The following is a 24,822-nucleotide window of genomic DNA, read 5'->3' as shown; positions in this document are numbered from 1 at the left end:
GGTCAGTTCTTGTCCATAGGGGGTTGAGGCATCAGGAAATGCCCCGTTGCCTGCGCAAACAGTTTTGCGTGATTGTCCTGCCAGGCTTCGACCCGGACCGAAGCATAGCGCCGTCCAGACCGGCTGATAAAGGCCCGTGCATAAGCATCCCGCGGCAGACCCGAACGCAGATAATCTACGGTAAAGTCAATTGTCTTGGGGAACCGAATGCTCTTGTCCGTCACGATGGCCTCGGCGTCTATCTCTCCACTTTCTATGCTGGCGAACATGTGTTCCCAGCTTAGTGTGATGACGGCTGTCACTTCGAGAAATGCAGCTGTCACGCCGCCATGAATCGCAGGTAGAAACGGATTGCCAATCAGTTTGTCATCAAAGTGCAGAACACCGGTCAATTCATCCCCGCGTCGGTCGAAGCTGATGTTGAGAAACCGGATGTAAGGGACACCATCAACCAGCGCACGCAATGCCGCATCACGCCTTTGCTTGACCACCTGCACCGGTTCGGGACGAGGTCTTGCCATATTAATTCCCCTCAACCGTAAAAGATCCCGCAGCTGTGGCCACAGGCAAGTCCTTGTCATTATCCACAGCAGTGGCCCGCACAAAGGCCACGTTCCGCGTGATGTGATAGCAGGTCGCGCGCGCCGTTATCGTTTGTCCTGGCGTTGCCGCCCGCATGTAATCAATCCGCAGGTCGATGGTTGCAGTCCCTCCGGGCGCGGAGGGGTGGCTCATCACCGCAGCACCGCAGCACGTATCCAAGATGGTCGAAATTGCTCCGCCATGGATCACACCGGTGCGCGGATCTCCGATCAAACCCTCGTTGTATGGCAGCGTGATCTCTGCCTCACCCTCGCCGATATGGGTCAGCGTCAGGTTCAGAGCCCGCGCATGAGGTATCGCCTCGATAAACTGGCGAGCTAAAACTATCTTATCGACCATAGGTATGTGTCCTGTTCTCTGCGCCTCCTTTATGAGCCGCTGTTTCAGCAAAGGGCAAGCCCACCTGTTGCGCTTGAGATCGGGACCGCCTAGGTTGCTGGCGAGGAGACCAGGAATGTCCAACAACCGTTTGTCATTCAAAGAAATGTGCACCGAGTTCGATGTAACACCGCGCACCCTGCGCTATTACGAATATATCGAGCTTCTGCAACCGGACCGCGAAGGTCGGTCCCGGTTTTATGGCGCAAGGGAATGCGCGCGGATGAAGCTGATCATGCGTGGCCGCAAGTTCGGATTCCCTCTGGAAGAGATTCGCCAATGGCTGTTGATCTATGAAGATCAGGGCAACGAGGCGCAAATGGCCACATTTTTAGACATGGCGGATCGCCAGATGAGTGAGCTTGAACAGCAGCGCCAGCAACTGGACGAAGCCATGGACGAGCTAAAGCGCCTACGTGACCAGACGGCAAAGTCTCTGGAATAAACCTGCCGTTTCCTTACATCCGCTTCGACAAATAATCGCGGCTTGGCGCACCACATGCGTGTGTGGGCAGCTTTTACACACGTAAAAGACGCGGGTTTTGCCTGACCTAAGGGAAAGAAAATTTCACCAAACGGTGTTTACGCGTTTGGATGTTACGTCAACTTTAAAGTGACGCAGCGTCTGAATTACGTAAACGTCACTCACGTGTTGTAAAGCTCAAAGCAACTGCGCAACTCATGTCTCATGACGCCAGCGACGAGAGTATGACGAATGACCGAAGATGTGATGACAATCCGCGAGATGTGCGAGACCTATGATGTCACACCACGCACATTGCGGTTCTACGAGGCCAAGGAACTTCTGTTCCCGATCCGCGAAGGCCAAAAACGTCTGTTCACCAAGCGTGACCGGGCGCGGCTGAAACTGATCCTGCGCGGCAAACGCTTTGGCTTCAGCCTGGAGGAAATCCGCCAGCTTCTGGATCTGTATCATGTGGGCGACCAACAGGTCACTCAGATGACCCGCACTTATGAAATCGCGTTGGAACGTCTGGCCGACATGGAATCGCGCCGCGAAGAACTGACGCAAGCCATCGACGACCTGAAAGAGCAGTTGCGCTGGGGCGAAAAGGTGATCGCCTCGATGAAACAGGAAAAGAAGGCGGCCGAATAACCTCGCCCCGCCATCCGGACATATGAATTAAGGGAGCTTCACATGCCCGTTTACAACGCGCCAACAAAAGACACGCAGTTCATCCTGCATGACGTTCTGAAAATCTCGCAGTCGGATATTCCCGGCTATAACGAACTGGAGGCCGAGTTTACCGGTGCCATTCTGGAAGAGGCGGGCAAGGTTGCAACCAATGTCCTGCACCCACTGAATGTTGTGGGCGACACCGAAGGGTGCCGGTTGGAAAACGGCATTGTGTACACCCCTACCGGGTTCAAAGGCGCCTTCGAGCAGATGAAAGAAGGTGGCTGGACTGGCCTCGACATGCCGGAAGAGTATGGCGGCCAGAATATGCCATATGTCATTGGTACTGCCGTTGGCGAGATGTTCTCAGGCTCCAACCAGGCCTTCACCATGTATCAGGGCCTGACCCATGGCGCGGCCTCGGCCATTCTGGCGCACGGAACCGACGAACAGAAGAACAAATACCTGCCCAACATGGTCAGCTGTGAATGGACCGGCACCATGAACCTGACCGAACCGCATTGCGGTACCGATCTGGGCCTGATGCGCACCAAGGCGGAACCGCAGGGCGACGGCAGCTACAAGATTTCGGGCCAGAAGATCTTTATCTCGTCCGGCGACCACGACATGGCCGACAACATCATCCATCTGGTACTAGCCAAAATCCCCGGTGGCCCTGACGGCATCAAGGGCGTGTCGTTGTTCATCGTCCCTAAGTTCATCGTCAACGAAGACGGCACCCTGGGTGAGCGTAACGGTGTCTCGGTCGGCAAGATCGAAGAGAAAATGGGCATCCACGGCAACTCGACCTGCGTCATGAACTATGACGAGGCCACCGGCTGGCTGCTGGGCGAAGAGCACAAAGGCATGCGCGCCATGTTCACCATGATGAACGAAGCGCGCCTTGGCGTGGGGATGCAGGGTCTGGCACAGGCAGAGGCCGCGTTCCAGAATGCTCTGGAATATGCCAAGGACCGCCTGCAGGGGCGCGACGTAACGGGTGTAAAGAACCCGGACGGTCCTGCCGATCCGTTGATCGTACACCCTGACATCCGCCGCAACCTGATGGACCAGAAAAGCTTTACCGAAGGCGCACGCGCGTTCATCCTGTGGGGTGCGACGATGCTCGACAAAGCGCACCGGTCCGATGACAAAGACGCCGATGGTCTGATCTCGCTGCTGACCCCGGTCATCAAAGGTTTCCTGACCGATCAGGGCTATGACATGACCGTTCAGGCACAACAGGTCTACGGCGGCCATGGCTACATCGAAGAATGGGGCATGTCTCAATACACCCGCGACGCCCGTATCGCGATGATCTACGAGGGCGCGAACGGCGTACAGGCGCTTGACCTTGTGGGCCGCAAACTGGCGCAGGATGGCGGCAAACACGTCATGGCGTTCTTTGAGATGGTCAAAACCTTCTGCAAGGAAAACGGTGGCAAGGACGAAGCGTTTGACAAGGCGTTCATCGAGCCGCTGAAAGCCGCATCCAAGGATCTGCAAGCCGCTGGCATGTACTTCATGCAAGAGGGAATGAAGAACCCGAACAACGCTCTGTCCGGGTCTTACGACTTCATGCACATGTTCGGTCATGTCTGCCTGGGACTGATGTGGGCGCAAATGGCCAATGCTGCACAGGATGCTCTGGACGGTGGCGCATCGGATAAAGAGTTCTACGAGACCAAGATCAACACCGGTCGGTTCTACATGGCGCGTCGTCTGCCCGCGACTGGGATGCACCTGGCGCGCATTCAGACTGGCGCGGACACGGTAATGGCACTGGACGCAGCGAACTTCTGATCTCAGTGTGGGTTCGGGCCCCCTGCCCGGACCCATCTTACCGGAGGACACACATGCCAAAGCGTTTTCGCCTGACCCGCCGCTTTCCTGTCGCCATGACCGAAGACGGATATCGCAAACTCAGGGCCTTCGCGCGTGAAGCAGGTCTGGACGAAGGCGAAGCACTGTCTTTTTTGTTCGAGAACTTCAACAGCGTGATTGATGAGGAGAACCTGACCCACCGCTTGCGCATCTTCAATTCCGAGCTTGAGGCGCGGAAACGTTAACCACACCAGCCACCTGTTTTCGGGTCGGCGTGTTTTCAGAAAGATGAACCCCGAAGGCACTCTGCCTTTTGGTTGGTCTTTCTCGAAATACGCAAATGTCGACTTCGCGCTTATGCCTTGGGAGGGGCGATCACATGTCCATCAAACTTCATTGCTTCGGAGAAAGCGGAAACAGCTACAAGGCTGCGTTGGCACTGGAAATGTCCGGTTTGGAATGGGAACCGGTCTTCGTCGATTTCTTCAAAGGTGTTACCCGCACGCCCGAGTATCGCGCCGAAGTGAATGAAATGGGCGAAGCGCCAGTCCTGATCGACGGTGATTTCCGTACCAGCCAATCCGGTGCCATTCAGGCTTATGTGACTGAAAAATCTGGCAAGTTCGGCGGCGAGGACCGGGAAGAGAACTACGACATTCTGCGCTGGGTCCTGTGGGACAATCACAAGCTCAGCTCGATGGCCGGTTTGACCCGCTTTCTGATCAATTTCCTCCCGGAACAACATCGTAATCCCGATGTAATCGCTTTCAACCAGGGGCGACTGAAGGCAGCCTACCAAGTTCTGAACGCTCACTTGGATGGCCGCGACTGGATCGTTGGCGACGGCGTGACCAATGCTGACCTCAGCTGCTGTGGCTACCTTTATTATCCCGAACCATTCGGCTTTGACCGCGCCGACTGGCCCCATATCGACGCCTGGCTGACTCGCCTGTCCGAGCAGCCCGGCTGGAAACACCCCTATGACCTGATGCCCGGCAACCCGTCGGATCGAGCTTAAGGAGAAGACCCATGACCGAAGCTTATATCTATGACGCCCTGCGCACCCCGCGCGGCAAGGGCCGCAAGGATGGCAGTCTGCACGAGGTAACCTCGGTGCGCCTGTCCGCCCTGACCCTGAACGCAATGAAAGAGCGTAACAACCTTGAAGGCCACGCCGTCGAAGACGTGATCTGGGGCAACGTCACGCAAGTGATGGAGCAAGGCGGCTGCTTGGCTCGTTCTGCCGTTCTGGCCTCGGATCTGGACCAATCGATCCCCGGTCTGGCGATCAACCGTTTCTGCGCGAGCGGAATGGAAGCCGTGAACCTTGCCGCAAACCAGGTCAAAGGCGGCGCGGGCGAAGCCTACATCGCAGGCGGTGTTGAGATGATGGGCCGTGTGGCCATGGGGAGCGACGGCGCGGCGATCGCTGTTGACCCTTCGCTGGCGATGGACACCTATTTCGTGCCGCAGGGTATCTCGGCGGACATTATCGCGACGGAATATGGCTTTAGCCGCGATGACGCGGACGCGCTGGCTGTTGAATCTCAGAAACGCGCAGCAGCGGCCTGGGAAGACAATCGGTTTGAGAAATCTGTCATCAAGGTGACTGACCAGAACGGCCTGACCATTCTGGACCGCGACGAATACATGCGCCCCGGCACTGACATGCAGAGCCTCGGCGCGCTGAACCCGTCTTTCCAGATGATGGGTGAGCAGATGCCCGGGTTCGACAAGGTGGCGATGATCAAATACCCACATCTGGAACGGATCAACCACATCCACCACGCGGGCAACAGCTCGGGCATCGTGGACGGTGCAGCTGCTGTCCTGATCGGCAACAAGGAATTTGGCGAGAAGTATGGCCTGAAGCCGCGCGCGCGCATCAAGGCAACCGCCAAGATCGGTACCGACCCGACCATCATGCTGACCGGTCCGGTTCCTGTGACCGAGAAGATCCTGGCCGACAACGGCATGAAGATCAGCGATCTGGACCTGTTCGAAGTGAACGAAGCCTTTGCCTCGGTCGTGCTGCGTTTTCAGCAGGCGTTCGACGTCGATCCTGCGCTGGTGAACGTCAATGGCGGCTCGATCGCGATGGGCCATCCGCTGGGTGCAACCGGTGCAATGATCATCGGCACGCTGCTGGATGAGCTTGAGCGTCAGGACAAGGAAACCGGTCTGGCCACGCTCTGCATTGCGTCCGGCATGGGTGCAGCAACTATTATCGAGCGGGTCTGATGCCCAAGCTGGACCTCTCTCAGATCCCGTTCAAGGGCGGCTCGTCCTATCCCGGCAAGCTGGCCGAAGCGACCGCGGGTCGTTTTGTTCAGCGCGTGGGCGATGCGGGTGGTCTGACCCAATACGGGGTCAACATCGTGCGGCTTGAGCCGCAGGGCCTGTCCTCGCTGCGCCACTACCACATGGAGCAGGACGAGTTTGCCATCATGCTCAGCGGCAAATGCGTGCTGATCGATGATGATGGCGAGCATGAGATGCAGCCCGGTGATTGCGCCACTTGGCCAGCAGGTGAGGCCAACGGCCACCACCTTGTGAACAAAACCGATGCGCCCGCGACCTTTCTGGTGGTGGGCACACGGACCCCGACCGAGACCGGCTATTACAGCGACATAGACATGATGGTGAAGGATGATGAGAACGGATTCTCCTTCACCCGCAAGGATGGCAGCCCGCTGACGGCTGACCAGATTGGAGATGACAATGACTGATTTCACTCTGAGCAAAGACGCAGACGGCGTCGCCTTTGTGACCTGGGATGCCCAGGGAAAATCCATGAACGTGCTGACCCGCGAGGCCTTTCAGGAGGTCAGCCAACTGATTGATCAGGCCCTGAACGACGACGACATTAAGGGTATCGTCATCACCTCGGGCAAAGAAGGCTCGTTTGCAGGTGGCATGGACCTGAATACGCTGGCCACGATACGGCAGGAAGCGGGAGATGAACCGGCACAAGCTCTGTTCGATTTCGTCATGGGCGGCCACCACATCCTGCGCAAGCTGGAACTGGCGGGTATGGACCCCAAGACCAAGAAAGGCGGCAAGCCGATTGCCTGCGCGATCAACGGCACATGCGCCGGGATCGGGACTGAAATCGCTCTGGCCTGTCATCACCGTGTCATGACCGACAACCCGAAATCCAAGATCGGCCTGCCGGAAATTCTGCTGGGCATCTTCCCCGGTGGCGGCGGCACCATGCGCTATAGCCGTATGGTCGGCGCGATGGCTGCCGCTCCGGTGCTGCTGGAAGGCAAGATGATGGACCCGAAGAAAGCCAAAGGCGCGCAGCTGATCGACGCTGTGACGGACGATCCGGTTGCAGCGGCCAAGGAATGGGTTCTGAACGCCAAGGATGCCGATCTGGTCAAACCTTGGGACGCGAAGGGCTATAAGATGCCCGGCGGCGCACCTTACCACCCCGCAGGCTTCATGACCTTTGTGGGCGCAAGCGCGATGGTCAACGGTAAGACGCAAGGTGCTTTCCCGGCGGCCAAAGCTCTGCTGAGTTCGATCTATGAAGGCGCATTGGTCGACTTTGACACCGCTTTGAAAATCGAAGCACGCTGGTTCACCAATGTCCTGATGAACCCCTCCTCTTCGGCCATGATCCGGTCGCTGTTCCTGAACAAGGAAGCACTGGAGAAAGGCGCAGTGCGTCCCAAAGATGTTCCCGATCAGCGAGTAAAAAAGGTCGGCGTTTTGGGCGCGGGCATGATGGGGGCCGGCATTGCACTGGTCTCGGCCCAGGCCGGGATGGAAGTTGTTCTGATCGACCGTGATCAGGAAGCTGCCGACAAGGGTAAGGCCTATAGCGAAAGCTATATGGACAAGGGCATCAAGCGCGGCAAAGCCACGCCTGAAAAAAAACAAGCCTTGCTGGCCCGCATCACGGCCACCCCTGATCTGGATCACCTGAAAGGGTGCGATCTGATCATCGAGGCTGTCTTCGAAGACCCCGGCGTCAAAGCTGAGATGACCAAAAAGGTCGAGGCGATCATCCCCGAGGATTGCATCTTTGCCTCGAACACCTCGACCCTGCCGATCACCGACTTGGCCAAAGCATCCATACGTCCGGATCAGTTCATCGGCATCCACTTCTTCTCGCCGGTCGAGAAGATGTTCCTGGTTGAGATCATCAAGGGCAAGGGCACCGGGGACCGCGCGGTGGCAAAGGCGCTGGATTATGTGCGCCAGATCCGCAAAACGCCGATCGTGGTCAACGATGCGCGCTTCTTCTATGCCAACCGGTGCATCATTCCGTATATCAACGAAGGTGTGCGGATGATAGCCGAAGGGGTGAACCCGGTTCTGATCGACAACGCCGCGCGTCAGTTGGGCTTCCCGGTTGGTCCGATCCAGTTGACCGACGAAACATCGATTGATCTGGGTGCCAAGATTGCCCGCGCGACCAAGGCCGCCATGGGCAATGCCTATCCGGACAGCCCGTCGGACGACTTGATCTTCTGGATGGAAGAACTGGGCCGTTTGGGCCGCAAGGCCAATGCGGGCTTCTTTGACTATGACGAAAAAGGCAAGCGCGTCGAATATTGGAAAGGACTGCAAGACAAGTACCCGCACGCGGCCGAACAGCCTGACCTGATCGAAGTGCAGGAACGCCTGATGTTCGCACAGGTTCTGGAAGCGGTGCGCGCGTTGGAAGAAGGCGTTCTGGAAGACATCCGTGAAGGCGACGTGGGCGCCATTCTGGGTTGGGGCTTTGCGCCTTGGTCGGGTGGTCCGCTCAGCTGGCTGGACATCATCGGCACGCCGTATGCAGCCGAGCGGTGCGATCAACTGGCCGCGACCTATGGCGAGCGCTTCACCTGCCCGCCGCTGTTGCGTGAGATGGCTGAAAAAGGTCAGAGCTTTTATGGCCGTTTCAGTCCCGAAGCAAAAGCCGCTTAAAGCAATGATGCAGGCGCGTGAAACCACGCGCCTGCATCGTTCTTGTCAGTGTTTGGTTAGATCTGCCATTCGGGCCGCAGGAACAGAACCGGCGCATTGGGACGCCCCGGTCGACCCGGCCGCCTGACCCCAAATGACGGGCGGATCGGAAATATCGGGTCCTGCGAAATGGGTGCAGGCAAAGCACCCAATGGGTTGGCAAGGGCTGACATGTCGCCCTTGGCTGCAATTATGTTGACGAATTCAGTAGCAGCCTGTTCGTCAGCGACATCATACTGTTGCCCGTTGGGCGTTCCGCGCATATTGAACCGACCTGAGGGACAGTAGGTCTGCAAGCCACCTTCGACAAAGATCACCTGATCATCGTCGAAGAACAGAGAGCATACCTCAAACGACGAACCCGGTGCCTGCGACATCAACCTGCCCACACCATTCAGCATTCGCGCAGGCAGAACGGAAATCCCGTTGGCTTCGGCGTCAATCTTGGACAGGTTCAGCGCTATGCCCTGCTCGGGCATCAGCCAAACCGGCCGCCCGTTATACGCGGCACGTGCAGGTACAAAGACCGGCAAATATTCTGTGCGGCGTTCGTCGGCCGGAATGACCACAACACTGGTCGAGATGCGACGCACCTCTTTGAACCCGTGATCTAGCGTTCGAACCCGCTCGCCAACGACAATTCGCTCAATTGGTTTCCAGCCGCTGGTGGTGGCAATTTTCGTACTGCGCAGAAATCCCCCACGGCGCGCATTCACCGCCTGGTTCAGATTGGTTGGATCACCGTCAGGTGCTTGATTTAGATAAACAGAAATACTCGTTACTTCAGACACGTGCCTAACCCCCTTTGGCACTAATTCGTTATGTCAAAGAGCTAGCACCAAAAATGAAGAGTGTCTTATTTCGGACATATTTACGCCCAATTTGAGCCGAAACCGCCTGAAAACCGAGGAAAACTGTGAACACTCACAAAAAAACCTCTGGCTTTTGTGCTAATTCCGAAACGAACAGCCTGTACAAGCTTTCGAATCCGTACGCCAACAGCCAAGGAATGCCGCTGTCGATCTTGGCAAATGATACGAAACTGAATTTCAGGCAAACAAAACGTACAAAGACATCAGGAAACCTCTTGCTGCTGGGATGCCTGTCTGGACCGCCATCCCAGTAACGCCCCGGCTGCTGCAATCAGAACAATGCCCGAAATCTGCATAATGCCGAGGGTCTGCCCCAAAGCCACAAATGCAAAAAGCGGGCCGAAAATCATAACCGAATATTCAAACACCGCCACATAAGACGGCTCGCCGACCTGATAAGCTTTGACCAGCATGAAAACAGCTGCGGTCGAACCGACGGCCTGAATGGCAATCCACAACATCGCTGGGGCCATATCCCAGACCCATCCACGTGTGACAAAACCATCCGGCCCATCCGGCGCAGCACCGGGTAAAAAAGTGAACAGAAGAACGCCCGCCAAACCGGCCAATGCGAGTGTTATCGACATCACTGCTATCATGGCCACTGTGCTTTCCTGGGAACAATGCGTTCGTGTGATAATCGAACTCAGGGCATAGAAAAATCCGGCGGCGACCGGCAACAAGGTACGCACGTCAAATTCCGTCGGGCTCAACTGCAGGACCAGAAGAATGCCTGTGAACCCGATCAACACTGCGCAAATACGCCACGGTCCTATTGTTTGCTTGAGCACCAATGATGAGATCAAGAGCACGAAAATGGGTGACGAAAACAAACCAGCCAATGACTGCGCAATCGGCATCATGGCCAGTGATGCAAAATACAACAGCAATGCTGTAGTCATCAAAAGGCTGCGCAGAATGACGGCCCCCCATCGCTGCGGCCGCAGGCTGCCCAGCCCCAGAAGCGACAAGCCGACAATCAGCGGCAGCATCAAAAGCGCCCGGGTCAGATGGAACTGCCACAGGCCAACCGTTTCGGCCACAAGAATCACAACATTGTCGATCACGCCGATAATCGCCATTGCTCCAACCATCAAAGCCGAGGCCAGCACCGGGGACGAAGTTGAAGTTGCCTGCATGTTCGCGCCTCAATTGCGATCTTAAAATTGCGCTTAACCCTGTTGGGCGTCCACCACAACTCAGAAAGATCGTGCAACAGGTTTGCGCCCTGTGAACGCGCCATGCTAAGCTGCGTCAAAACAATATCGAGCAGACCTCATCCAGATGACGGCCCTGAAACAGTATCAGCGGATCGAAGCCACCGGTCTGTGGCGCCCCTCGCCCGATGAACAGCGGCGTGAGGTTGTGGTATCGATTGGCGAAGCCACCCTGACCATTTCCGATTTCAACGACAGGGCTTTGACCCATTGGTCTCTGGCAGCGGTTGAACGGCAGAATCCCGGTGCCTTTCCGGCCATCTTCAACCCTGATGGCGACCCGGATGAAACGCTTGAACTGGGAGAATCCGAAACCACGATGCTTGAGGCAATCGACCGGTTGCAGCGCGCCATCGACCGCTCGCGCCCCCATCCCGGGCGCTTGCGCTGGCTCAGTGTTGGAGGCGTCGTTGCCGCGGTTCTGGCTGTGCTGCTGTTCTGGCTGCCCAGCGCGCTGCAAAACCACGTCGTCTCGGTCGTGCCCGAGGTCAAACGGCAGGAGATCGGCGACACAATCCTGCGCCGGATCGAGCGCGTCTCGGGGCAGGCTTGCACCTCTCGGGATGCGCAGGCTTCGCTGGAACGACTGGCCCGGCGCACGGGCGTGCGGCAGATCATCATTTTGCCCGCAGGTGTTCAAGACAGCCTTAGTCTGCCTGGCGGCACCGTTCTGCTAAGCCGCACGCTGGTTGAAGATCACGAAGACCCTGCGGTCGCTGCAGGATACGTTGTTGCGGAACGGGCGCGGGCGGCTCTCAAAGACCCGCTGGATGACTTGCTGGACAAAACCGGTGCATCCTCGGCCTTTCGGTTGTTGACCACCGGGGGGCTGACACCCGAGATTATCGACGCCTATACCGAACAGGTGCTCTCGCAACCCCGCCCCTCCATTCCAGACGGAGACTTGCTGGCGATGTTCTCGCAAAGTGTCCTGCCCTCAACCCCATACGCCTACGCTCGCGACATTACCGGAGAGACTGTATTGGGTCTGATCGAGGCCGATCCCATGGCGGGCCAGCCCCTGGAACAGGTGTTGCCGGACCGCGATTGGGTCCAGCTTCAGAATATCTGCGGCGAATAAACCGGGCTACTTGGTTCCGAACATCCGGTCGCCTGCATCGCCCAGACCTGGCATAATATAACCTTTCGAGTTCAACTCGCGGTCCAATGCAGCGGTCACGATGTGCACATCCGGGTGCGCCTCTTTCATGCGCGCGACGCCCTCGGGCGCGGCCAACAGGCAGAGGAAGCGGATATCCGTTGCGCCCGCCTCTTTCAGCAGATCAATGGCTGCGGCCGAGCTGTTGCCAGTGGCCAGCATCGGATCCACGGCGATGACCAAGCGGTCTTTCAGGCCCTCAGGTGCTTTGAAATAATATTGTACGGGCTTCAAGGTTTCTTCGTCACGGTACAGCCCGACAAAGCCAACGCGTGCAGAGGGCACAAGTTCCAACACTCCATCCAGCATCCCGTTTCCGGCGCGTAGGATTGACACAAGCGCCATCTTCTTGCCTGCCAGAATAGGGGCGTCCATCTCTTCCATCGGCGTTTCGATGTGACGTGTCGTCAACGGGATTTCCCGTGTAACCTCATAGGCCAGAAGCAGGGTGATTTCGCGTAGCAATTGCCGGAACTCGGCGGTCGAGCGCCCCTTGTCCCGCATGAGCGTCAATTTGTGTTGCACCAGCGGGTGATCGACGACGGTCAGATGTTCGCTCATGTTGTCTCCAGTCTTTTCTTGACCCGCGCGCGGGTGTCTTCATCGCAAAAGGCCGCTGCAAGGGCCGTCTCATTCAGTGCCGCAAAATCTTCGGCCTCCCAGCCAAATGCTGCGTTCAACATTTCATATTCCCGCCGCATGGTTGTGTGAAAAAACGGCGGGTCGTCCGTGGATACCGTGACCTTCACGCCCGCTTCGCGCAAGCGCGCAATCGGGTGGGCCACGAAATCAGTGAAAAGGCCCAGAACCACGTTCGAACCTGGGCAGACTTCAAGAATGATGTCTCGATCCACCAACTCGCGAACAAGGTCGGGGTCTTCGATGGCGCGAACGCCGTGACCGATGCGCTCGACTCCCAGATCGCGGACGGCATCGCGCACGCTTTCAGGACCACCGAACTCACCCGCATGTGTTGTCAGCCGCAGCCCGGCTTCACGTGCGCAGTCGAAGGCCCATTTGAAATCACCCTGTGTTCCAATGGATTCATTTCCGCCCATGCCAAAACCGGTGATCCAGTCACCGGCGGTCTCCGCTGCACAATGGGCGCTACGTTTTGCCTGTTCAGGGCCAAAATGACGGACACATGTGATGACACCCCGCAGAGTGATGTCGAACTTGCGCTCGGCCTCGTCTGCGGCGTCCTGAATGGCGTTAAGATAATCCTGCCATGCGTACAGATCGCCGCCACCGCAGAAATCCGGGCTGAGAAAGGTTTCGGAATAAACTACACCATTCTCGGCGCTTTCTTCCAGAATTGCCAAGGTAAGCCTGCGGAAGTCCTCGGGCGTTTTCAGCACCTCACAAGCGGCTTCATACACGCTCAGGAAATGCGCGAAGTCGCAGAAGTCATACGATCCGTCGGGCTTGAAGATACCGCTCAGATCAACGCGCTTTTCGTGCGCAAGCTGACGGATGAAAGCCGGCGGGGCTGCGCCTTCGTGATGCAGGTGCAGTTCTATTTTGGGTAGGTCAGCGACACTCATAGAAAGTTCCTTCCCGGTCCTTGTACCGGAACGTTCAGGTGGTGGGCGATACTGGCGGCGACGTCGGCAAAATCCACTTGCTCGATCTGTCCCGCACCCTGCCCTGCAATCAGAACCGGCACCTGTTCACGCGTGTGATCCGTTCCGGTCCAGCTGGGGTCATTGCCATGATCCGCAGTCAGCAGCAACACGTCGCCTTGGCGGAGTTTGGTCAGAATTTTCCCGATCTCCCGGTCGAACCATTCCAGCGCGCGGGCATATCCGCTGATGTCGCGGCGATGGCCATACAAGCTGTCGAATTCGACGAAATTGGCGAAAGTCAAACTGCCCTCTTCCGCCTCGTCCACAAGATCTGACAGGTGCTGCATCAATTCGGCATCCGACCCTTTGCGCAGCGTGTCGATGCCCTGCATCGAAAAGATGTCGCCGATCTTGCCCACGGCGTGAACCGTGCGCCCCGCATCCTGCACCCAGTTGGTCAGGACCGGTGCAGGCGGTACAATGGCGAAATCCTTGCGATTGGTTGTCCGTTCGAACCCCGCCTCAGGCGTTCCAACAAAGGGTCGTGCAATGACACGTCCCACTTTCACTTCATGCAATCGCGGGGCAAGCCTGCGGCACAAGTTCAGTAGCCGGTCCAACCCAAAGCTTTCTTCATGCGCGGCGATCTGAAACACGCTGTCAGCAGAGGTGTAACAGATCGGCCAGCCGGTGCGCATGTGCTCGGCCCCCAAATCGGCAATGATCGCTGTGCCCGAAGCATGACAATCTCCAAGGATCCCTTCGGTCCCGGCGGCCTCAGCCGCTGCACGACTCAGGTCCTCGGGAAAAGCTGGAACCGTGTCTGGGAAATAGTGCCAGTCCCATGGCACTGGTAGGCCAGCCAGTTCCCAGTGGCCAGAGGGCGTGTCCTTACCGGGCGAATGCTCGCGCGCACAGCCCCACAGGCCAGTGGGTTCGGCATCCAATCCCGGAGTCGCGTCCCCGGATGCCAAGCGTGTTGCCGCGCCCAATCCCAACGCGTCCAGGTTCGGCAGATCCAAAGGGCCAGAGCGCCCGTCTTCTGCACGCCCTTCCGCACAAGCCAGCGCGATGTGAGCCAGTGTATTCGCCCCGGTATCCGGAACGTCGCCGTTGAAAAACTGACTGGCATCAGGTGCTCCGCCTATACCAACGGAATCCATGACAACAAGGAAAGCACGGCTCATAGGCTGATCCTTTCGTGGATCAGATCGGGCAGCGTCGGAGCGGTATCGCTGATCGTGATCGCGCTGAGCACGCTTTCTGCGGCCCGCCGTGCCGCATCTTCCCGAGCAGCATGGATCACGGCGATTGGTGAACCTTTGGTCACACTATCCCCCAGTCGGAGAATATCCGAGATCCCAACAGCGGGGTCTATCTCGTCATTTTCGATCTGCCGGCCACCGCCCAGCGCCACAACGGCAAGGCCCAACGCTTCTCCGTTGATGGCAGAGATATAGCCATCTTCAGGGGCTCTGACTTCCTGAATGACATTTGCCTCTGGCAGGAACCGAGCCCAGTTCTCGACGAACTGAACGGGTCCACCGACCGCAGCCATCATGCGACCAAATCGTTCGGCGGCACGCCCGTCGCGGATGATTTCCGCTATCTGTTCGCGCCCTTCCTCAACCGACCCGCACATTCCGGCATCCGTCAGCAAAACACCCCCTAACTCGGCAGAGATGACCGCCAATGGTGAAGCCTGCGACCCAGTCAGGGCCTTCATCACCTCAGCGATTTCCAAGGCATTGCCCAACGCAGGGGCCAAAGGCTGGTTCATATCCGTGATCACCGCAGACGTTCGGCACCCAGCCGCGTTTGCAGTCTCTGTCAAGGCTGTGGCCAGCTTTTGGGCGTCCTCCATCGTTTTCATGAAGGCACCGCTGCCGACCTTGACGTCAAGAACCAGCGCATCCGGGCTGGCCGCCAGCTTTTTAGACAGGATCGATGCCGTGATAAGGTCCAGGCTTTCGACCGTCGCGGTTACGTCACGCACCGCATAAAGCCGCTTGTCCGCCGGTGCGATCTGACCCGTCGCACCTACGATGGCCGCGCCGGTTTCACGCAAAATTTGCGCAAGGCGATCTTGCCCGATCTGCGTGCTGACACCCGGTATCGCCTCAAGCTTGTCCAGTGTCCCACCGGTATGTCCCAGGCCTCGGCCCGAAATCATTGGAACATATGCCCCGCATTCCGCCAGTGCCGGGGCAAGAACTAGGCTTACACTGTCCCCGACTCCGCCGGTCGAGTGTTTGTCGATAACCGGCCCGTCGACATCCCACGGAAGAACATCGCCGCTGTCTCGCATCGCCACCGTCAAATCTGCGCGCCCTTGCGCGCCTAAACCACCCATACAGACAGCCATGGCAAAAGCGCCTGCCTGCGCGTCGCTGACGCTGCCGTCGGCCAGCCCCTGCGCGAACCAGATCAGTTCCTCGCGCCCCGGCACCTTATGCCTGCGCAGTTTTGCAATGATTGAACGGGCGTCCATGCGCTCAGACATCTTCCATGTGAGAGGCATCGAACGCGCCTGGCAGCAATTCTCCGATGGTGGTTTCGAACTCTGCACCGTCCACTGTCGCCAGAGTAACTTTCACATCACGCGTTCCAAACTCGGCCAGCTTTTGTCGGCACCCACCGCAAGGTGGCACGGGCTGAGGGCTGGAGGCGACCACATAGACCTCGGTCAGTTCTTGTTCGCCCGCGGCAACCATCGCAGCAATTGCACCGGCCTCGGCACAGGTGCCTTCGGGGTATGCCACGTTCTCGACATTACAACCGGAATAAACCTGACCCGAGGAAGACCGCAGTGCCGCTCCAACCTTGAAGTTCGAATAAGGCGCATAAGCGTTTTCCCGGACGGACAAGGCAGCGTCTTTCAGCGACATGGCGATTCCCCATTTTTGATCATCTGGTCAGAAAATTGGACCCTAACGGAAAAAGGCGGGGGAATAGAAGCCCCCTCAACCTTGTTTTTCAGTCCCCCAGCGTTGTGTTGAATGTACCGGGCAAGGTGACTTCCAGCAATTCAATGTCGTCCGACGGCGCAGACAGTCGCGTTCGCATTCCCGGTGGAATGACAAATGCGTCGCCCTGCTCCAGCCGGTATGGCTCGCGGCCTTCACCTTCCAGCGTCACTTCACCGTCCATCACGAAGGTGAAGTGGATATCGGTGTCATGGCTGGCCCATTCCGGATCACCCTGGCCTTTGCGCACAACCTGAACTCCGGCGACGCCTTTTGTATTTTCAGCAATCGTAGTGTCACGGCAGAGATACCCCGGCAAACGGAACGGCACCCATTCGGCACCCGTTGCCTGATTGTAGACAAAGCGCTGTCCCTGCCATTCACGCTCAGGACGAAAATGCGGCGTGGGTAGCTGCATATCATGGTCGATCTCCGTGACATGTTCGGCTGGCACACCGATCTCAATGACCTGTACATTGTCGGATGCTTCCAGCACGCGGTGACGAATTTCTGGCGGCTGGATAAAGCAATCCCCAGCGGTCAGACGCATTTTCTTACCCTGATCTTCATAGACCACATCCACCCATCCATGGATGCAAAAGATCAACTGAAACCCGACCTTGTGAAAATGCACCATGTCGGGCACGGGGCCTCCGTCAGGAATACGGATATGGCTGGCGATGATCGAACCGCCCAGACGGTCTGGCACCAGATCACGGTAATGCATTCCGGCACGCCCAATGATCCATGGCGCCTGATCCTTGAGCCTGCGCACCACGAAGGAATGGACCGTTTCAGGCATCACCAGCGGTGGGTTCCGCTCTGCGATTTCAACACGGGTCCCGTTTGGCGCAACAAGAACGCGTTCACCATTGGCGAAACCTTCGGGGTCATCGGTCAGAATCCGCAGCGTTCCAGCGCTTTCAGGTGCATCCTTTTCGATGCGCAACCGCAATCCATGTCCCGAGAACACCGCTACGCGCGGATCGTCTGCGGGATAGATCATGTCCATCTTCATCCCCAGCCGCTTTGTGTAAAAGGGAATGTCGTCGCGCAATTCCTGTGTGGGCAGGCGGAATTCAGCGTAGGTCTGCGATGGATCGGCTGTCTTGGTCATGGGGTGTTCCGTTGGATTGCGTTTTGGGCCATCCGATCAGAACAGAGGCCAAAATGCCAATCGAAAAGAACATCTCGAGCGTTTCTTCCAGAACAAAAAGCCGCACTTTCATAAGATCTGACAAAGCCCTGCTGTACAGCCCGGCATACTCTTCCAGAAGCTGGGCAATTACGGCGACACATCCTGCCGCGATAAACACCATCAGGGAAAGGTTACGGCGTTTGAACGCCCGCAATCCCGTGGGAATGCCGTGCCAGATGGCACCACCAAGCACTATCAATACCAGCGCAACCCTAACCCCGGAGATATCCAGAAATACATCCAGACTGTCTAAGAACATGAACGGCAAACTGTCCTTGGAATAAATGTCAGCCTCCAGTTCTCGCTCGGCAAGCAATAGGAACGTAAGGCCAATATATGCTCGGCAAAAGCCTCGGTAGCGCCACAGCGCCGCCAAACCCGCGGCGAACAGACCCGCGGCGGAAACAGTTTCGATCACGCCGCCTTCTTGATTGTAACCCGCCACGTGCCCGGGCCAAATGAGAACCGTGACAACAAGAGCAGAAGCCAAAAGCACTGCACCCCACAACACCAGTTGGATAAATTCGAATCCGGTCACAGGACCGGAGAACAGATTGTCGACCTGATCATCTGCCTTGAACGTCATGACTGCTTCGATATGCCTGTGTGCCATTGTGGATCGCAAAGTCGATCAGATGTAAAAGTCTTGTGACAAGTATCAATCCGCATTCACTTCACAGTTGCGACAACTCGCCAAGGTGACGCTACGTAGCCAAGTGCGAAAATATAGTTTAAAGTTAAATTATATTTCTTAGGGAGAAGAAACGCCGATGTCTGACACCCCCAGTTTGCGACAGGCCGCGCTTGAATATCACGCCCATCCGAAGCCCGGAAAGCTTGAGATCAAGGCCACCAAGCCAATGGCCAACGGGCGCGATCTGGCGCGGGCCTATTCCCCCGGCGTGGCCGAGGCCAGTCTTGAAATCAAGGCCGACGCGGCAAATGCCGAACGCTACACCGCGCGTGGCAATCTGGTTGCGGTGGTGTCCAATGGTACGGCCGTTCTGGGTCTGGGCAATATTGGGGCACTAGCCTCAAAACCGGTGATGGAGGGCAAGGCCGTCCTGTTCAAGAAGTTCGCAGGCATCGATTGCTTTGATATCGAAGTCGATCAATCCGACCCCGAGAAGCTGGCGGATATCGTTTGCGCACTCGAACCCACCTTTGGCGCGATCAACTTGGAAGACATCAAGGCCCCCGATTGTTTCATCGTCGAAAAGCTTTGCCGCGAGCGCATGAATATACCTGTTTTTCATGACGACCAGCACGGCACTGCCATTGTGGTTGGGGCCGCCGCAAAGAACGCGCTGCACGTGACCGGGAAGTCCTTTGACACCATCAAGGTGGTATCGACCGGAGGCGGGGCTGCCGGGATTGCCTGCCTGAACATGCTGGTGAAACTGGGCGTTAAGCGCGAGAACATTTGGCTGTGCGACATTCATGGGCTTGTCTATGAAGGCCGGGCCGAAGACATGAATCCGCAAAAATCCCAATTCGCTCAGAACTCGGATCTGCGGACATTGGACGACGTCATCGACGATGCGGATCTGTTTCTGGGCCTCAGCGGCCCAAATGTGCTGAAACCCGAGATGGTTGCAAAAATGGCCAGCCGCCCGATTATTTTTGCGCTGGCCAATCCGACCCCGGAAATTCTGCCTCAAACCGCACGTGAAGTTGCGCCAGACGCGATCATAGCCACGGGACGCAGCGATTTTCCCAATCAGGTCAATAACGTACTGTGTTTTCCATTTATCTTCCGAGGTGCGCTGGATGTTGGTGCGACCGAGATCAATGATGAGATGCAGATCGCTTGCGTCGACGGTATCGCCGAAATGGCCCGCGCGACAACAAGTGCCGAGGCTGCCGCAGCTTACAAGGGTGAACAGCTGACCTTTGGCCCGGATTACCTGATCCCCAAACCCTTCGACCCACGACTGGTAGGCGTGGTCTCATCCGCCGTGGCCAAGGCTGCCATGGAAAGTGGAGTGGCCAAGCGGCCTATCGAGGATTTTGAGGCGTACAGGGAAAAGCTGAACCAATCCGTTTTCAAATCTGCACTTCTGATGCGTCCCGTATTCGAGGCCGCTGCGGTCGCATCCCGTCGGATCGTCTTCGCCGAGGGCGAGGACGAACGCGTGCTACGCTCTGCACAAGCGGTCCTAGAAGAGACAACGGAAACGCCAATCCTGATCGGACGCCCTGAAGTGATCGAGGCACGCTGCGAAAAGCTGGGCCTGACCATTCGTCCCGGATCGGATTGCCAGATCGTAAACCCGGAAAACGATCCGCGTTATTACGATTACTGGAACTCCTACCATCAGATCATGCAGCGCCGTGGTGTGACGCCGGATTTGGCCAAGGCGATCATGCGCACCAACACCACCGCGATTGGCGCAATCATGGTGCATCGCGGTGAGGCAGACAGTCTGATCTGCGGCACGTTTGGCGAGTATCGCTGGCACCTGAACTATGTGGAGCAAGTTCTGGGCAATGGCGACCTGCGCCCGCATGGCGCCTTGTCTCTTATGATTCTGGAAGACGGGCCCCTTTTCATCGCCGACACCCATGTTCGACAACTGCCCACTCCTGAAGAACTGGCCGAGTCCACCATTGGTGCTGCGCGCCATGTACGCAGGTTTGGGATCGAACCCAAGATTGCCTTCTGCTCGCAGTCACAATTCGGCAATCAAGCAGAAGGGTCTGGAAAACGGTTGCGTGCGGCGCTGAGCATTCTGGATCAACAGCCGCGTGATTTTGTTTACGAAGGTGAAATGAACTTGGATGCCGCTTTGGACGCAGACCTCCGGGCACGCATCTTTCCGGAATCACGGCTGCAAGGCGCGGCGAATGTGCTGATCTTCGCCCATGCGGATGCCGCCAGCGGGGTGCGCAACATCCTCAAGATGAAAGCGGATGGAATTGAAGTTGGACCCATTCTGATGGGCATGGGCAACAAGGCTCATATTGTCACGCCGTCGATTACGGCGCGCGGACTTCTGAATATGGCCGCAATCGCAGGTACTCCGGTTGCGCATTACGGCTGAGCAATTCTGCCCAACACCAGTACTGCACTCCGGGCCGGAGTGCGGTACACTAAATATTCACTTTTGCTCTGCTAAATGTGGTCGCGTCGACCATGCCCCATCGAAGGTTGCCCGACAGGCCAAGTGCTGTACGCCCTTTTGAGTCGTTCCCCAGTTCGTTTTTTTGCATCGGATAGTTTGCAACTTTGCAAAACAGGTCAACAGACATCGATTTCCCAATGATGAAAAAGGGGTTTGCAAAAATTTGCAGGGCTTAAAGCGGTTTCCTGCAAATAATTCGCGATAAACTGACGCGTCGTCATTTGACACGCTTGCCCGAAAGTTTTCTGGGTCCTAACACAATGTCCAAGTCGTTGTGAGGAGGACGAAATGGTGTATCAGGACGTTTATGACAGCTGGAAAACTGACCCCGAAGCGTTCTGGATGGGCGCCGCCAAGGGGATCGACTGGGTAAAAGAACCCAGCAAAGCGTTGTTCGACGACAATGCGCCACTGTATGAATGGTTCAGTGACGCGCGGGTCAACACGTGCTGGAACGCAGTAGATCGTCACGTGGAAAATGGCCGTGGCGAACAAACGGCCATCATCTATGACAGCCCGATTACCCACACCAAGCGCGAGATTTCATATGTTGAACTGCGCAACCGTGTGGCCAACCTTGCCGGTGCGCTGCGGGCAAAAGGCGTTGAAAAAGGTGATCGCGTCATCATCTACATGCCGATGATCCCCGAAGCGCTTGAGGCGATGCTGGCCTGTGCGCGTCTGGGCGCGGTGCATTCGGTTGTATTCGGCGGGTTTGCCAGCAACGAGTTGGCCGTACGCATTGATGACGCCAAACCCAAAGCGATCATCGCCGCGTCGTGCGGGATGGAGCCGGGTCGCGTGGTCCACTACAAACCCCTGCTTGATGGCGCGATCGATCTGGCCAAGCACAAGCCTGAGTTCTGCGTTATTTTTCAACGCGAGCAAGAGGTTGCCCAGCTGATCGAAGGGCGCGATTTCAACTGGCATGGCTTCCAATACGGCGTTGAACCGGCCGAGTGCGTACCAGTCGACGGAAATGATCCAGCGTACATCCTCTACACTTCGGGCACGACAGGCGCGCCCAAGGGGGTTGTGCGCCCCACTGCCGGGCATCTGGTTGCGCTGAACTGGACGATGAAGAACATTTACAACGTCGATCCCGGCGACGTGTTCTGGGCGGCATCCGATGTGGGCTGGGTCGTGGGCCACTCCTATATCTGCTACGCGCCGCTAATCCACGGGAACACGACCATCGTGTTCGAAGGTAAACCGGTCGGCACCCCTGATGCGGGCACCTTCTGGCGCGTGATTTCGGAGCATAAGGTGAAAAGCTTCTTCACCGCACCCACCGCTATCCGCGCCGTAAAACGAGAAGACCCAAAAGGCGAACTGATCGCCAAATACGACCTGTCTCATCTAAGCGCTTTGTACCTCGCAGGTGAACGGGCCGATCCCGACACCATCATCTGGGCGCAAGATGCACTGAAGGTTCCCGTAATCGACCACTGGTGGCAGACCGAAACGGGTTGGGCCATCGCAGGCAACCCGATGGGTATAGAAGAACTGCCGGTCAAGCTGGGCTCACCCGCCAAACCGATGCCGGGCTATGACGTGCAGATTCTGGACGAAGGCGGCCACCCGATGAAGGCGGGTGAGCTGGGGGCCATCGCAGTCAAGCTGCCGTTGCCTCCGGGCACGTTGCCGACCCTGTGGAACGCAGAGGCACGGTTCAAAAAATCCTATCTGGAGCACTTCCCCGGGTTTTACGAAACCGGTGATGCAGGCATGATCGATGAAGACGGGTACCTCTATATCATGGCGCGTACCGATGACGTCATCAACGTGGCAGGCCACCGCCTGTCGACCGGCGGCATGGAAGAGGTGCTGGCCGCCCACCCGGACGTGGCCGAGTGCGCAGTCATCGGCGTATCGGATCAGTTAAAGGGTCAGATGCCGGTTGGGTTCCTGTGCCTGAATGCGGGCGCTGACAGGGATCATGGCGACGTGGTACAGGAAGTGGTCAAGATGGTGCGCGAAAAGATCGGCCCTGTTGCAGCCTTCAAACTGGCCGTGGTCGTCGACAGGCTGCCCAAGACCCGATCGGGCAAGATCCTACGCGGCACGATGGTCTCGATTGCTGACGGTCAGGACTATAAAATGCCCGCAACGATCGACGATCCTGCCATCCTCGATGAAATCAAGGACGCCTTGCAAACAATCGGTTACGCTAAGTAATCTTGGGGCGGCGCAAGCCGCCCTTTTCATGTCTGCACTTGCAACCTGAAACAGGCCCCCTACTGTCGCTCCAACACAGTGAGGGCCCATGACACATTCTGACATCTGGCGTCTCAGCGCCACAGACTTGACCACTCTGACACGACGCGGCGATTTGAGTGCGACCGAGGCTGTTCAGGCTTCGATTGACCGGATGGATGAGGTCAATCCCGACCTGAATGCAGTGGTAGAGGATCTGCGCACAGAGGCTTTGGAGCGTGCACATTCTCTTGACCACGTACGTGCAAGCGGTCAAGCAACGGGCCCGCTGCATGGTGTGCCGGTCACAATCAAAGTGAATGTCGACCAAAAAGGTCATGCGACGACCAATGGCGTTGTGGCATTGAAAGATGTCATCGCGCCGGATGACGCGCCGATCGTCAGTAATCTGCAAAAGGCCGGGGCCGTTGTCATTGGACGAACCAACACGCCAGAATTTTCGTTTCGCGCCGACACGGACAACGCGCTTTACGGGCGCACACATAACCCCTGGGGAAGCCACATCTCACCCGGCGGATCATCCGGAGGGGCGGGCGCAGCCGTGATGGCCGGCATCGGCGCGCTGGCCCACGGTAATGATATCGGCGGCAGCCTGCGCTTTCCCGCAGCGGCCAACGGGGCGGTCACAGTGAAACCAGGGCTGGGGCGTGTTCCCGCCTGGAACCCAAGCCAAAAGGCCGAGCGTGGCTTGCTGGCCCAATCAATGTCCGTTCAGGGTCTGATCACCCGCTCGGCGGCGGACTTGCACCTGTCGATGCCCAGCCTGATCGCGTCTGATGCGCGCGACCCGTTCCATGTGCCGATGCCTTGGCGCGGTGAAGTCCCGGATAGGCCGATCAGGGTGGCGTTCACGAAAAACACCTTTGGTTATGCTCTGCATCCGGAAGTCGAAAAGGCCCTGGATACGGCACGCGACGCATTGGTTGATGCAGGTTATGCCGTGGAAGAGGTTGATCCGCCGGACGTTTTCGAATGTGGGCGGGTCGGGTACCGCGCGCTTATGGGCGAAGTGCTTACGCTGATGAAATCGGATATCGAAGCGGCCGGCTCGCAAACCATCCGAGAGATTTTTGACGTCTACTTTCAGGAGTTCCCGCCGATCGTCGAAACCGAGCTGGTAAAAATGCTGGCCAAACGCAGCCACTACGCGCGGGAGTGGTCGCTTTTCTTGCAAGATTATCCACTGGTTCTGTCCCCGTTCCTGCCGCAACCCTTCTTCAAACCCGACCGCGACACAGAAGGGGCTGAAGGCGTTCACGAGGTTCTGGGCTGCGCGGTGTATTCTTACGCGATGAACTTCCTGGGGCTTCCGGCGGCCTGCGTACCCGCGCGGCTGGCCGATCTGCCCAAGGGGCCACAACCGATCAATGTTCAGATTGCAGCCCAGCGATGGCGCGAGGATCTGGCCGTGGATGCGGCGGCTGCAATCGAAGCTCGCGTTGGGCAGATGTGTGCGCCACTTTGGAACCAAATGGCTAGGGTTTAAAAAAATAGACCTCGGGTCATTGTGCCCGAGGTCCAACTGCTTAAATAAGCCCGGAATTCAGATGACGAGCGTAGCACCACCCACCCTCGCCAGCGCGAAATTTGCGCAACCA

General features: G+C 57.4%; 23 protein-coding genes. 12 read left to right on the top strand and 11 right to left on the bottom strand.

From position 1 onward, the window contains the following. Positions 1-2: 2 nt before the first annotated feature. Positions 3-521, bottom strand: coding sequence for a PaaI family thioesterase (locus AC2FJZ_RS01600; protein ID WP_496775850.1), 519 nt, complete (start codon positions 519-521; stop codon positions 3-5). A 1-nt stretch (position 522) separates the two neighbouring features. Continuing rightward, a complete protein-coding gene (locus tag AC2FJZ_RS01595) occupies positions 523-942 on the bottom strand; it encodes a PaaI family thioesterase (RefSeq protein WP_496667405.1) in 420 nt (139 codons plus the stop codon). A gap of 115 nt (positions 943-1,057) precedes the next feature. On the opposite strand from AC2FJZ_RS01595, the gene AC2FJZ_RS01590 reads away from it, so the two are divergent. The 8 genes from AC2FJZ_RS01590 (at position 1,058) to AC2FJZ_RS01555 (ending at position 8,866) form a co-directional block, all read left to right on the top strand. Beyond that, positions 1,058-1,426, top strand: coding sequence for a MerR family transcriptional regulator (locus AC2FJZ_RS01590; protein WP_496667406.1), 369 nt, complete (start codon positions 1,058-1,060; stop codon positions 1,424-1,426). A 270-nt stretch (positions 1,427-1,696) separates the two neighbouring features. Next, entirely contained in the window at positions 1,697-2,098 is a 402-nt protein-coding gene (locus tag AC2FJZ_RS01585; protein ID WP_050603302.1) for a MerR family transcriptional regulator, read from the top strand. Positions 2,099-2,140: 42 nt separating this feature from the next. Continuing rightward, on the top strand, positions 2,141-3,922 hold the full coding sequence (locus AC2FJZ_RS01580; RefSeq protein ID WP_496775849.1) for an acyl-CoA dehydrogenase C-terminal domain-containing protein: 1,782 nt from the start codon (positions 2,141-2,143) through the stop codon (positions 3,920-3,922). A 53-nt stretch (positions 3,923-3,975) separates the two neighbouring features. After that, a complete protein-coding gene (locus AC2FJZ_RS01575; RefSeq protein ID WP_050603300.1) occupies positions 3,976-4,188 on the top strand; it encodes a hypothetical protein in 213 nt (70 codons plus the stop codon). A gap of 134 nt (positions 4,189-4,322) precedes the next feature. Continuing rightward, positions 4,323-4,961: a glutathione S-transferase family protein gene (locus AC2FJZ_RS01570; protein ID WP_496775848.1), complete on the top strand. Its 639-nt coding sequence runs from the start codon at positions 4,323-4,325 to the stop codon at positions 4,959-4,961. A gap of 11 nt (positions 4,962-4,972) precedes the next feature. Continuing rightward, positions 4,973-6,184 carry an acetyl-CoA C-acetyltransferase gene (locus tag AC2FJZ_RS01565; RefSeq protein WP_050603298.1) on the top strand — a complete coding sequence of 404 codons (1,212 nt, stop codon included), beginning with the start codon at positions 4,973-4,975 and terminating at the stop codon, positions 6,182-6,184. Next, positions 6,184-6,672, top strand: coding sequence for a cupin domain-containing protein (locus tag AC2FJZ_RS01560; protein WP_496667409.1), 489 nt, complete (start codon positions 6,184-6,186; stop codon positions 6,670-6,672). The genes AC2FJZ_RS01565 and AC2FJZ_RS01560 overlap by 1 nt, the downstream gene beginning before the upstream one ends. After that, positions 6,665-8,866, top strand: coding sequence for a 3-hydroxyacyl-CoA dehydrogenase NAD-binding domain-containing protein (locus AC2FJZ_RS01555; protein WP_496667410.1), 2,202 nt, complete (start codon positions 6,665-6,667; stop codon positions 8,864-8,866). The genes AC2FJZ_RS01560 and AC2FJZ_RS01555 overlap by 8 nt, the downstream gene beginning before the upstream one ends. Before the next feature lie 56 nt (positions 8,867-8,922). On the opposite strand, the gene AC2FJZ_RS01550 is transcribed toward AC2FJZ_RS01555, so the two are convergent. After that, positions 8,923-9,696 carry a Hint domain-containing protein gene (locus tag AC2FJZ_RS01550; RefSeq protein ID WP_496667411.1) on the bottom strand — a complete coding sequence of 258 codons (774 nt, stop codon included), beginning with the start codon at positions 9,694-9,696 and terminating at the stop codon, positions 8,923-8,925. Positions 9,697-9,980: 284 nt separating this feature from the next. After that, positions 9,981-10,916, bottom strand: coding sequence for a DMT family transporter (locus tag AC2FJZ_RS01545; protein ID WP_496775847.1), 936 nt, complete (start codon positions 10,914-10,916; stop codon positions 9,981-9,983). 145 nt (positions 10,917-11,061) lie between these two features. Between AC2FJZ_RS01545 and AC2FJZ_RS01540 the strand changes: the two genes are divergently transcribed. Then, the gene (locus AC2FJZ_RS01540) at positions 11,062-12,075 is read left to right on the top strand and encodes a hypothetical protein (protein WP_496775846.1); all 1,014 of its coding nucleotides are present in this window, start codon (positions 11,062-11,064) and stop codon (positions 12,073-12,075) included. A 6-nt stretch (positions 12,076-12,081) separates the two neighbouring features. Here the strand turns inward: AC2FJZ_RS01540 and upp are convergent, their stop codons facing one another. The 7 genes from upp to AC2FJZ_RS01505 form a co-directional block, all read right to left on the bottom strand. Continuing rightward, positions 12,082-12,714, bottom strand: coding sequence for a uracil phosphoribosyltransferase (gene upp, locus AC2FJZ_RS01535; protein ID WP_050603293.1), 633 nt, complete (start codon positions 12,712-12,714; stop codon positions 12,082-12,084). Then, entirely contained in the window at positions 12,711-13,697 is a 987-nt protein-coding gene (locus tag AC2FJZ_RS01530; protein WP_496775845.1) for an adenosine deaminase, read from the bottom strand. The genes upp and AC2FJZ_RS01530 overlap by 4 nt, the downstream gene beginning before the upstream one ends. Next, entirely contained in the window at positions 13,694-14,905 is a 1,212-nt protein-coding gene (locus tag AC2FJZ_RS01525) for a phosphopentomutase (protein ID WP_496775844.1), read from the bottom strand. Before AC2FJZ_RS01525 ends, AC2FJZ_RS01530 begins: the two co-directional genes overlap by 4 nt. Continuing rightward, complete coding sequence (locus AC2FJZ_RS01520) at positions 14,902-16,209, bottom strand: thymidine phosphorylase (RefSeq protein WP_496775843.1); 1,308 nt, start codon at positions 16,207-16,209, stop codon at positions 14,902-14,904. The genes AC2FJZ_RS01525 and AC2FJZ_RS01520 overlap by 4 nt, the downstream gene beginning before the upstream one ends. A 4-nt stretch (positions 16,210-16,213) precedes the next feature. Continuing rightward, positions 16,214-16,606, bottom strand: coding sequence for a cytidine deaminase (locus tag AC2FJZ_RS01515; protein WP_496775842.1), 393 nt, complete (start codon positions 16,604-16,606; stop codon positions 16,214-16,216). 88 nt (positions 16,607-16,694) lie between these two features. After that, on the bottom strand, positions 16,695-17,801 hold the full coding sequence (locus tag AC2FJZ_RS01510; protein WP_496775841.1) for a cupin domain-containing protein: 1,107 nt from the start codon (positions 17,799-17,801) through the stop codon (positions 16,695-16,697). After that, positions 17,764-18,495, bottom strand: a complete 732-nt coding sequence (locus tag AC2FJZ_RS01505) for a hypothetical protein (protein ID WP_496775840.1) — start codon at positions 18,493-18,495, stop codon at positions 17,764-17,766. The genes AC2FJZ_RS01510 and AC2FJZ_RS01505 overlap by 38 nt, the downstream gene beginning before the upstream one ends. 157 nt (positions 18,496-18,652) lie before the next feature. Between AC2FJZ_RS01505 and AC2FJZ_RS01500 the strand changes: the two genes are divergently transcribed. The 3 genes from AC2FJZ_RS01500 to AC2FJZ_RS01490 all read left to right on the top strand — a co-directional run bounded on the left by AC2FJZ_RS01500 (position 18,653) and on the right by AC2FJZ_RS01490 (position 24,710). Next, complete coding sequence (locus AC2FJZ_RS01500; RefSeq protein WP_496667420.1) at positions 18,653-20,926, top strand: NADP-dependent malic enzyme; 2,274 nt, start codon at positions 18,653-18,655, stop codon at positions 20,924-20,926. 369 nt (positions 20,927-21,295) lie between these two features. Continuing rightward, entirely contained in the window at positions 21,296-23,185 is a 1,890-nt protein-coding gene (gene prpE / locus AC2FJZ_RS01495) for a propionate-CoA ligase PrpE (protein ID WP_496775839.1), read from the top strand. 88 nt (positions 23,186-23,273) lie between these two features. Continuing rightward, positions 23,274-24,710, top strand: a complete 1,437-nt coding sequence (locus AC2FJZ_RS01490; RefSeq protein ID WP_496775838.1) for an amidase family protein — start codon at positions 23,274-23,276, stop codon at positions 24,708-24,710. The last annotated feature ends 112 nt before the right edge of the window (positions 24,711-24,822 follow it).

It is taken from the genome of Ruegeria sp. CDSA079 (genome assembly GCF_059612245.1).
This window is presented reverse-complemented; position numbering and strand designations above follow the sequence as displayed.

What these genes read in the sequence shown, in the direction of transcription:
- AC2FJZ_RS01505 (WP_496775840.1), bottom strand. Translation starts at nt 18,495, where the DNA reads ATGGCACACAGGCATATCGAAGCAGTCATGACGTTCAAGGCAGATGAT.
- AC2FJZ_RS01530 (WP_496775845.1), bottom strand. Translation starts at nt 13,697, where the DNA reads ATGAGTGTCGCTGACCTACCCAAAATAGAACTGCACCTGCATCACGAA.
- AC2FJZ_RS01520 (WP_496775843.1), bottom strand. Translation starts at nt 16,209, where the DNA reads ATGGACGCCCGTTCAATCATTGCAAAACTGCGCAGGCATAAGGTGCCG.
- AC2FJZ_RS01555 (WP_496667410.1), top strand. Translation starts at nt 6,665, where the DNA reads ATGACTGATTTCACTCTGAGCAAAGACGCAGACGGCGTCGCCTTTGTG.
- AC2FJZ_RS01590 (WP_496667406.1), top strand. Translation starts at nt 1,058, where the DNA reads ATGTCCAACAACCGTTTGTCATTCAAAGAAATGTGCACCGAGTTCGAT.
- AC2FJZ_RS01500 (WP_496667420.1), top strand. Translation starts at nt 18,653, where the DNA reads ATGTCTGACACCCCCAGTTTGCGACAGGCCGCGCTTGAATATCACGCC.
- AC2FJZ_RS01560 (WP_496667409.1), top strand. Translation starts at nt 6,184, where the DNA reads ATGCCCAAGCTGGACCTCTCTCAGATCCCGTTCAAGGGCGGCTCGTCC.
- prpE (WP_496775839.1), top strand. Translation starts at nt 21,296, where the DNA reads ATGGTGTATCAGGACGTTTATGACAGCTGGAAAACTGACCCCGAAGCG.
- AC2FJZ_RS01565 (WP_050603298.1), top strand. Translation starts at nt 4,973, where the DNA reads ATGACCGAAGCTTATATCTATGACGCCCTGCGCACCCCGCGCGGCAAG.
- AC2FJZ_RS01585 (WP_050603302.1), top strand. Translation starts at nt 1,697, where the DNA reads ATGACCGAAGATGTGATGACAATCCGCGAGATGTGCGAGACCTATGAT.
- AC2FJZ_RS01515 (WP_496775842.1), bottom strand. Translation starts at nt 16,606, where the DNA reads ATGTCGCTGAAAGACGCTGCCTTGTCCGTCCGGGAAAACGCTTATGCG.
- AC2FJZ_RS01490 (WP_496775838.1), top strand. Translation starts at nt 23,274, where the DNA reads ATGACACATTCTGACATCTGGCGTCTCAGCGCCACAGACTTGACCACT.
- AC2FJZ_RS01595 (WP_496667405.1), bottom strand. Translation starts at nt 942, where the DNA reads ATGGTCGATAAGATAGTTTTAGCTCGCCAGTTTATCGAGGCGATACCT.
- AC2FJZ_RS01570 (WP_496775848.1), top strand. Translation starts at nt 4,323, where the DNA reads ATGTCCATCAAACTTCATTGCTTCGGAGAAAGCGGAAACAGCTACAAG.
- AC2FJZ_RS01575 (WP_050603300.1), top strand. Translation starts at nt 3,976, where the DNA reads ATGCCAAAGCGTTTTCGCCTGACCCGCCGCTTTCCTGTCGCCATGACC.
- AC2FJZ_RS01580 (WP_496775849.1), top strand. Translation starts at nt 2,141, where the DNA reads ATGCCCGTTTACAACGCGCCAACAAAAGACACGCAGTTCATCCTGCAT.
- AC2FJZ_RS01525 (WP_496775844.1), bottom strand. Translation starts at nt 14,905, where the DNA reads ATGAGCCGTGCTTTCCTTGTTGTCATGGATTCCGTTGGTATAGGCGGA.
- upp (WP_050603293.1), bottom strand. Translation starts at nt 12,714, where the DNA reads ATGAGCGAACATCTGACCGTCGTCGATCACCCGCTGGTGCAACACAAA.
- AC2FJZ_RS01540 (WP_496775846.1), top strand. Translation starts at nt 11,062, where the DNA reads ATGACGGCCCTGAAACAGTATCAGCGGATCGAAGCCACCGGTCTGTGG.
- AC2FJZ_RS01600 (WP_496775850.1), bottom strand. Translation starts at nt 521, where the DNA reads ATGGCAAGACCTCGTCCCGAACCGGTGCAGGTGGTCAAGCAAAGGCGT.
- AC2FJZ_RS01545 (WP_496775847.1), bottom strand. Translation starts at nt 10,916, where the DNA reads ATGCAGGCAACTTCAACTTCGTCCCCGGTGCTGGCCTCGGCTTTGATG.
- AC2FJZ_RS01510 (WP_496775841.1), bottom strand. Translation starts at nt 17,801, where the DNA reads ATGACCAAGACAGCCGATCCATCGCAGACCTACGCTGAATTCCGCCTG.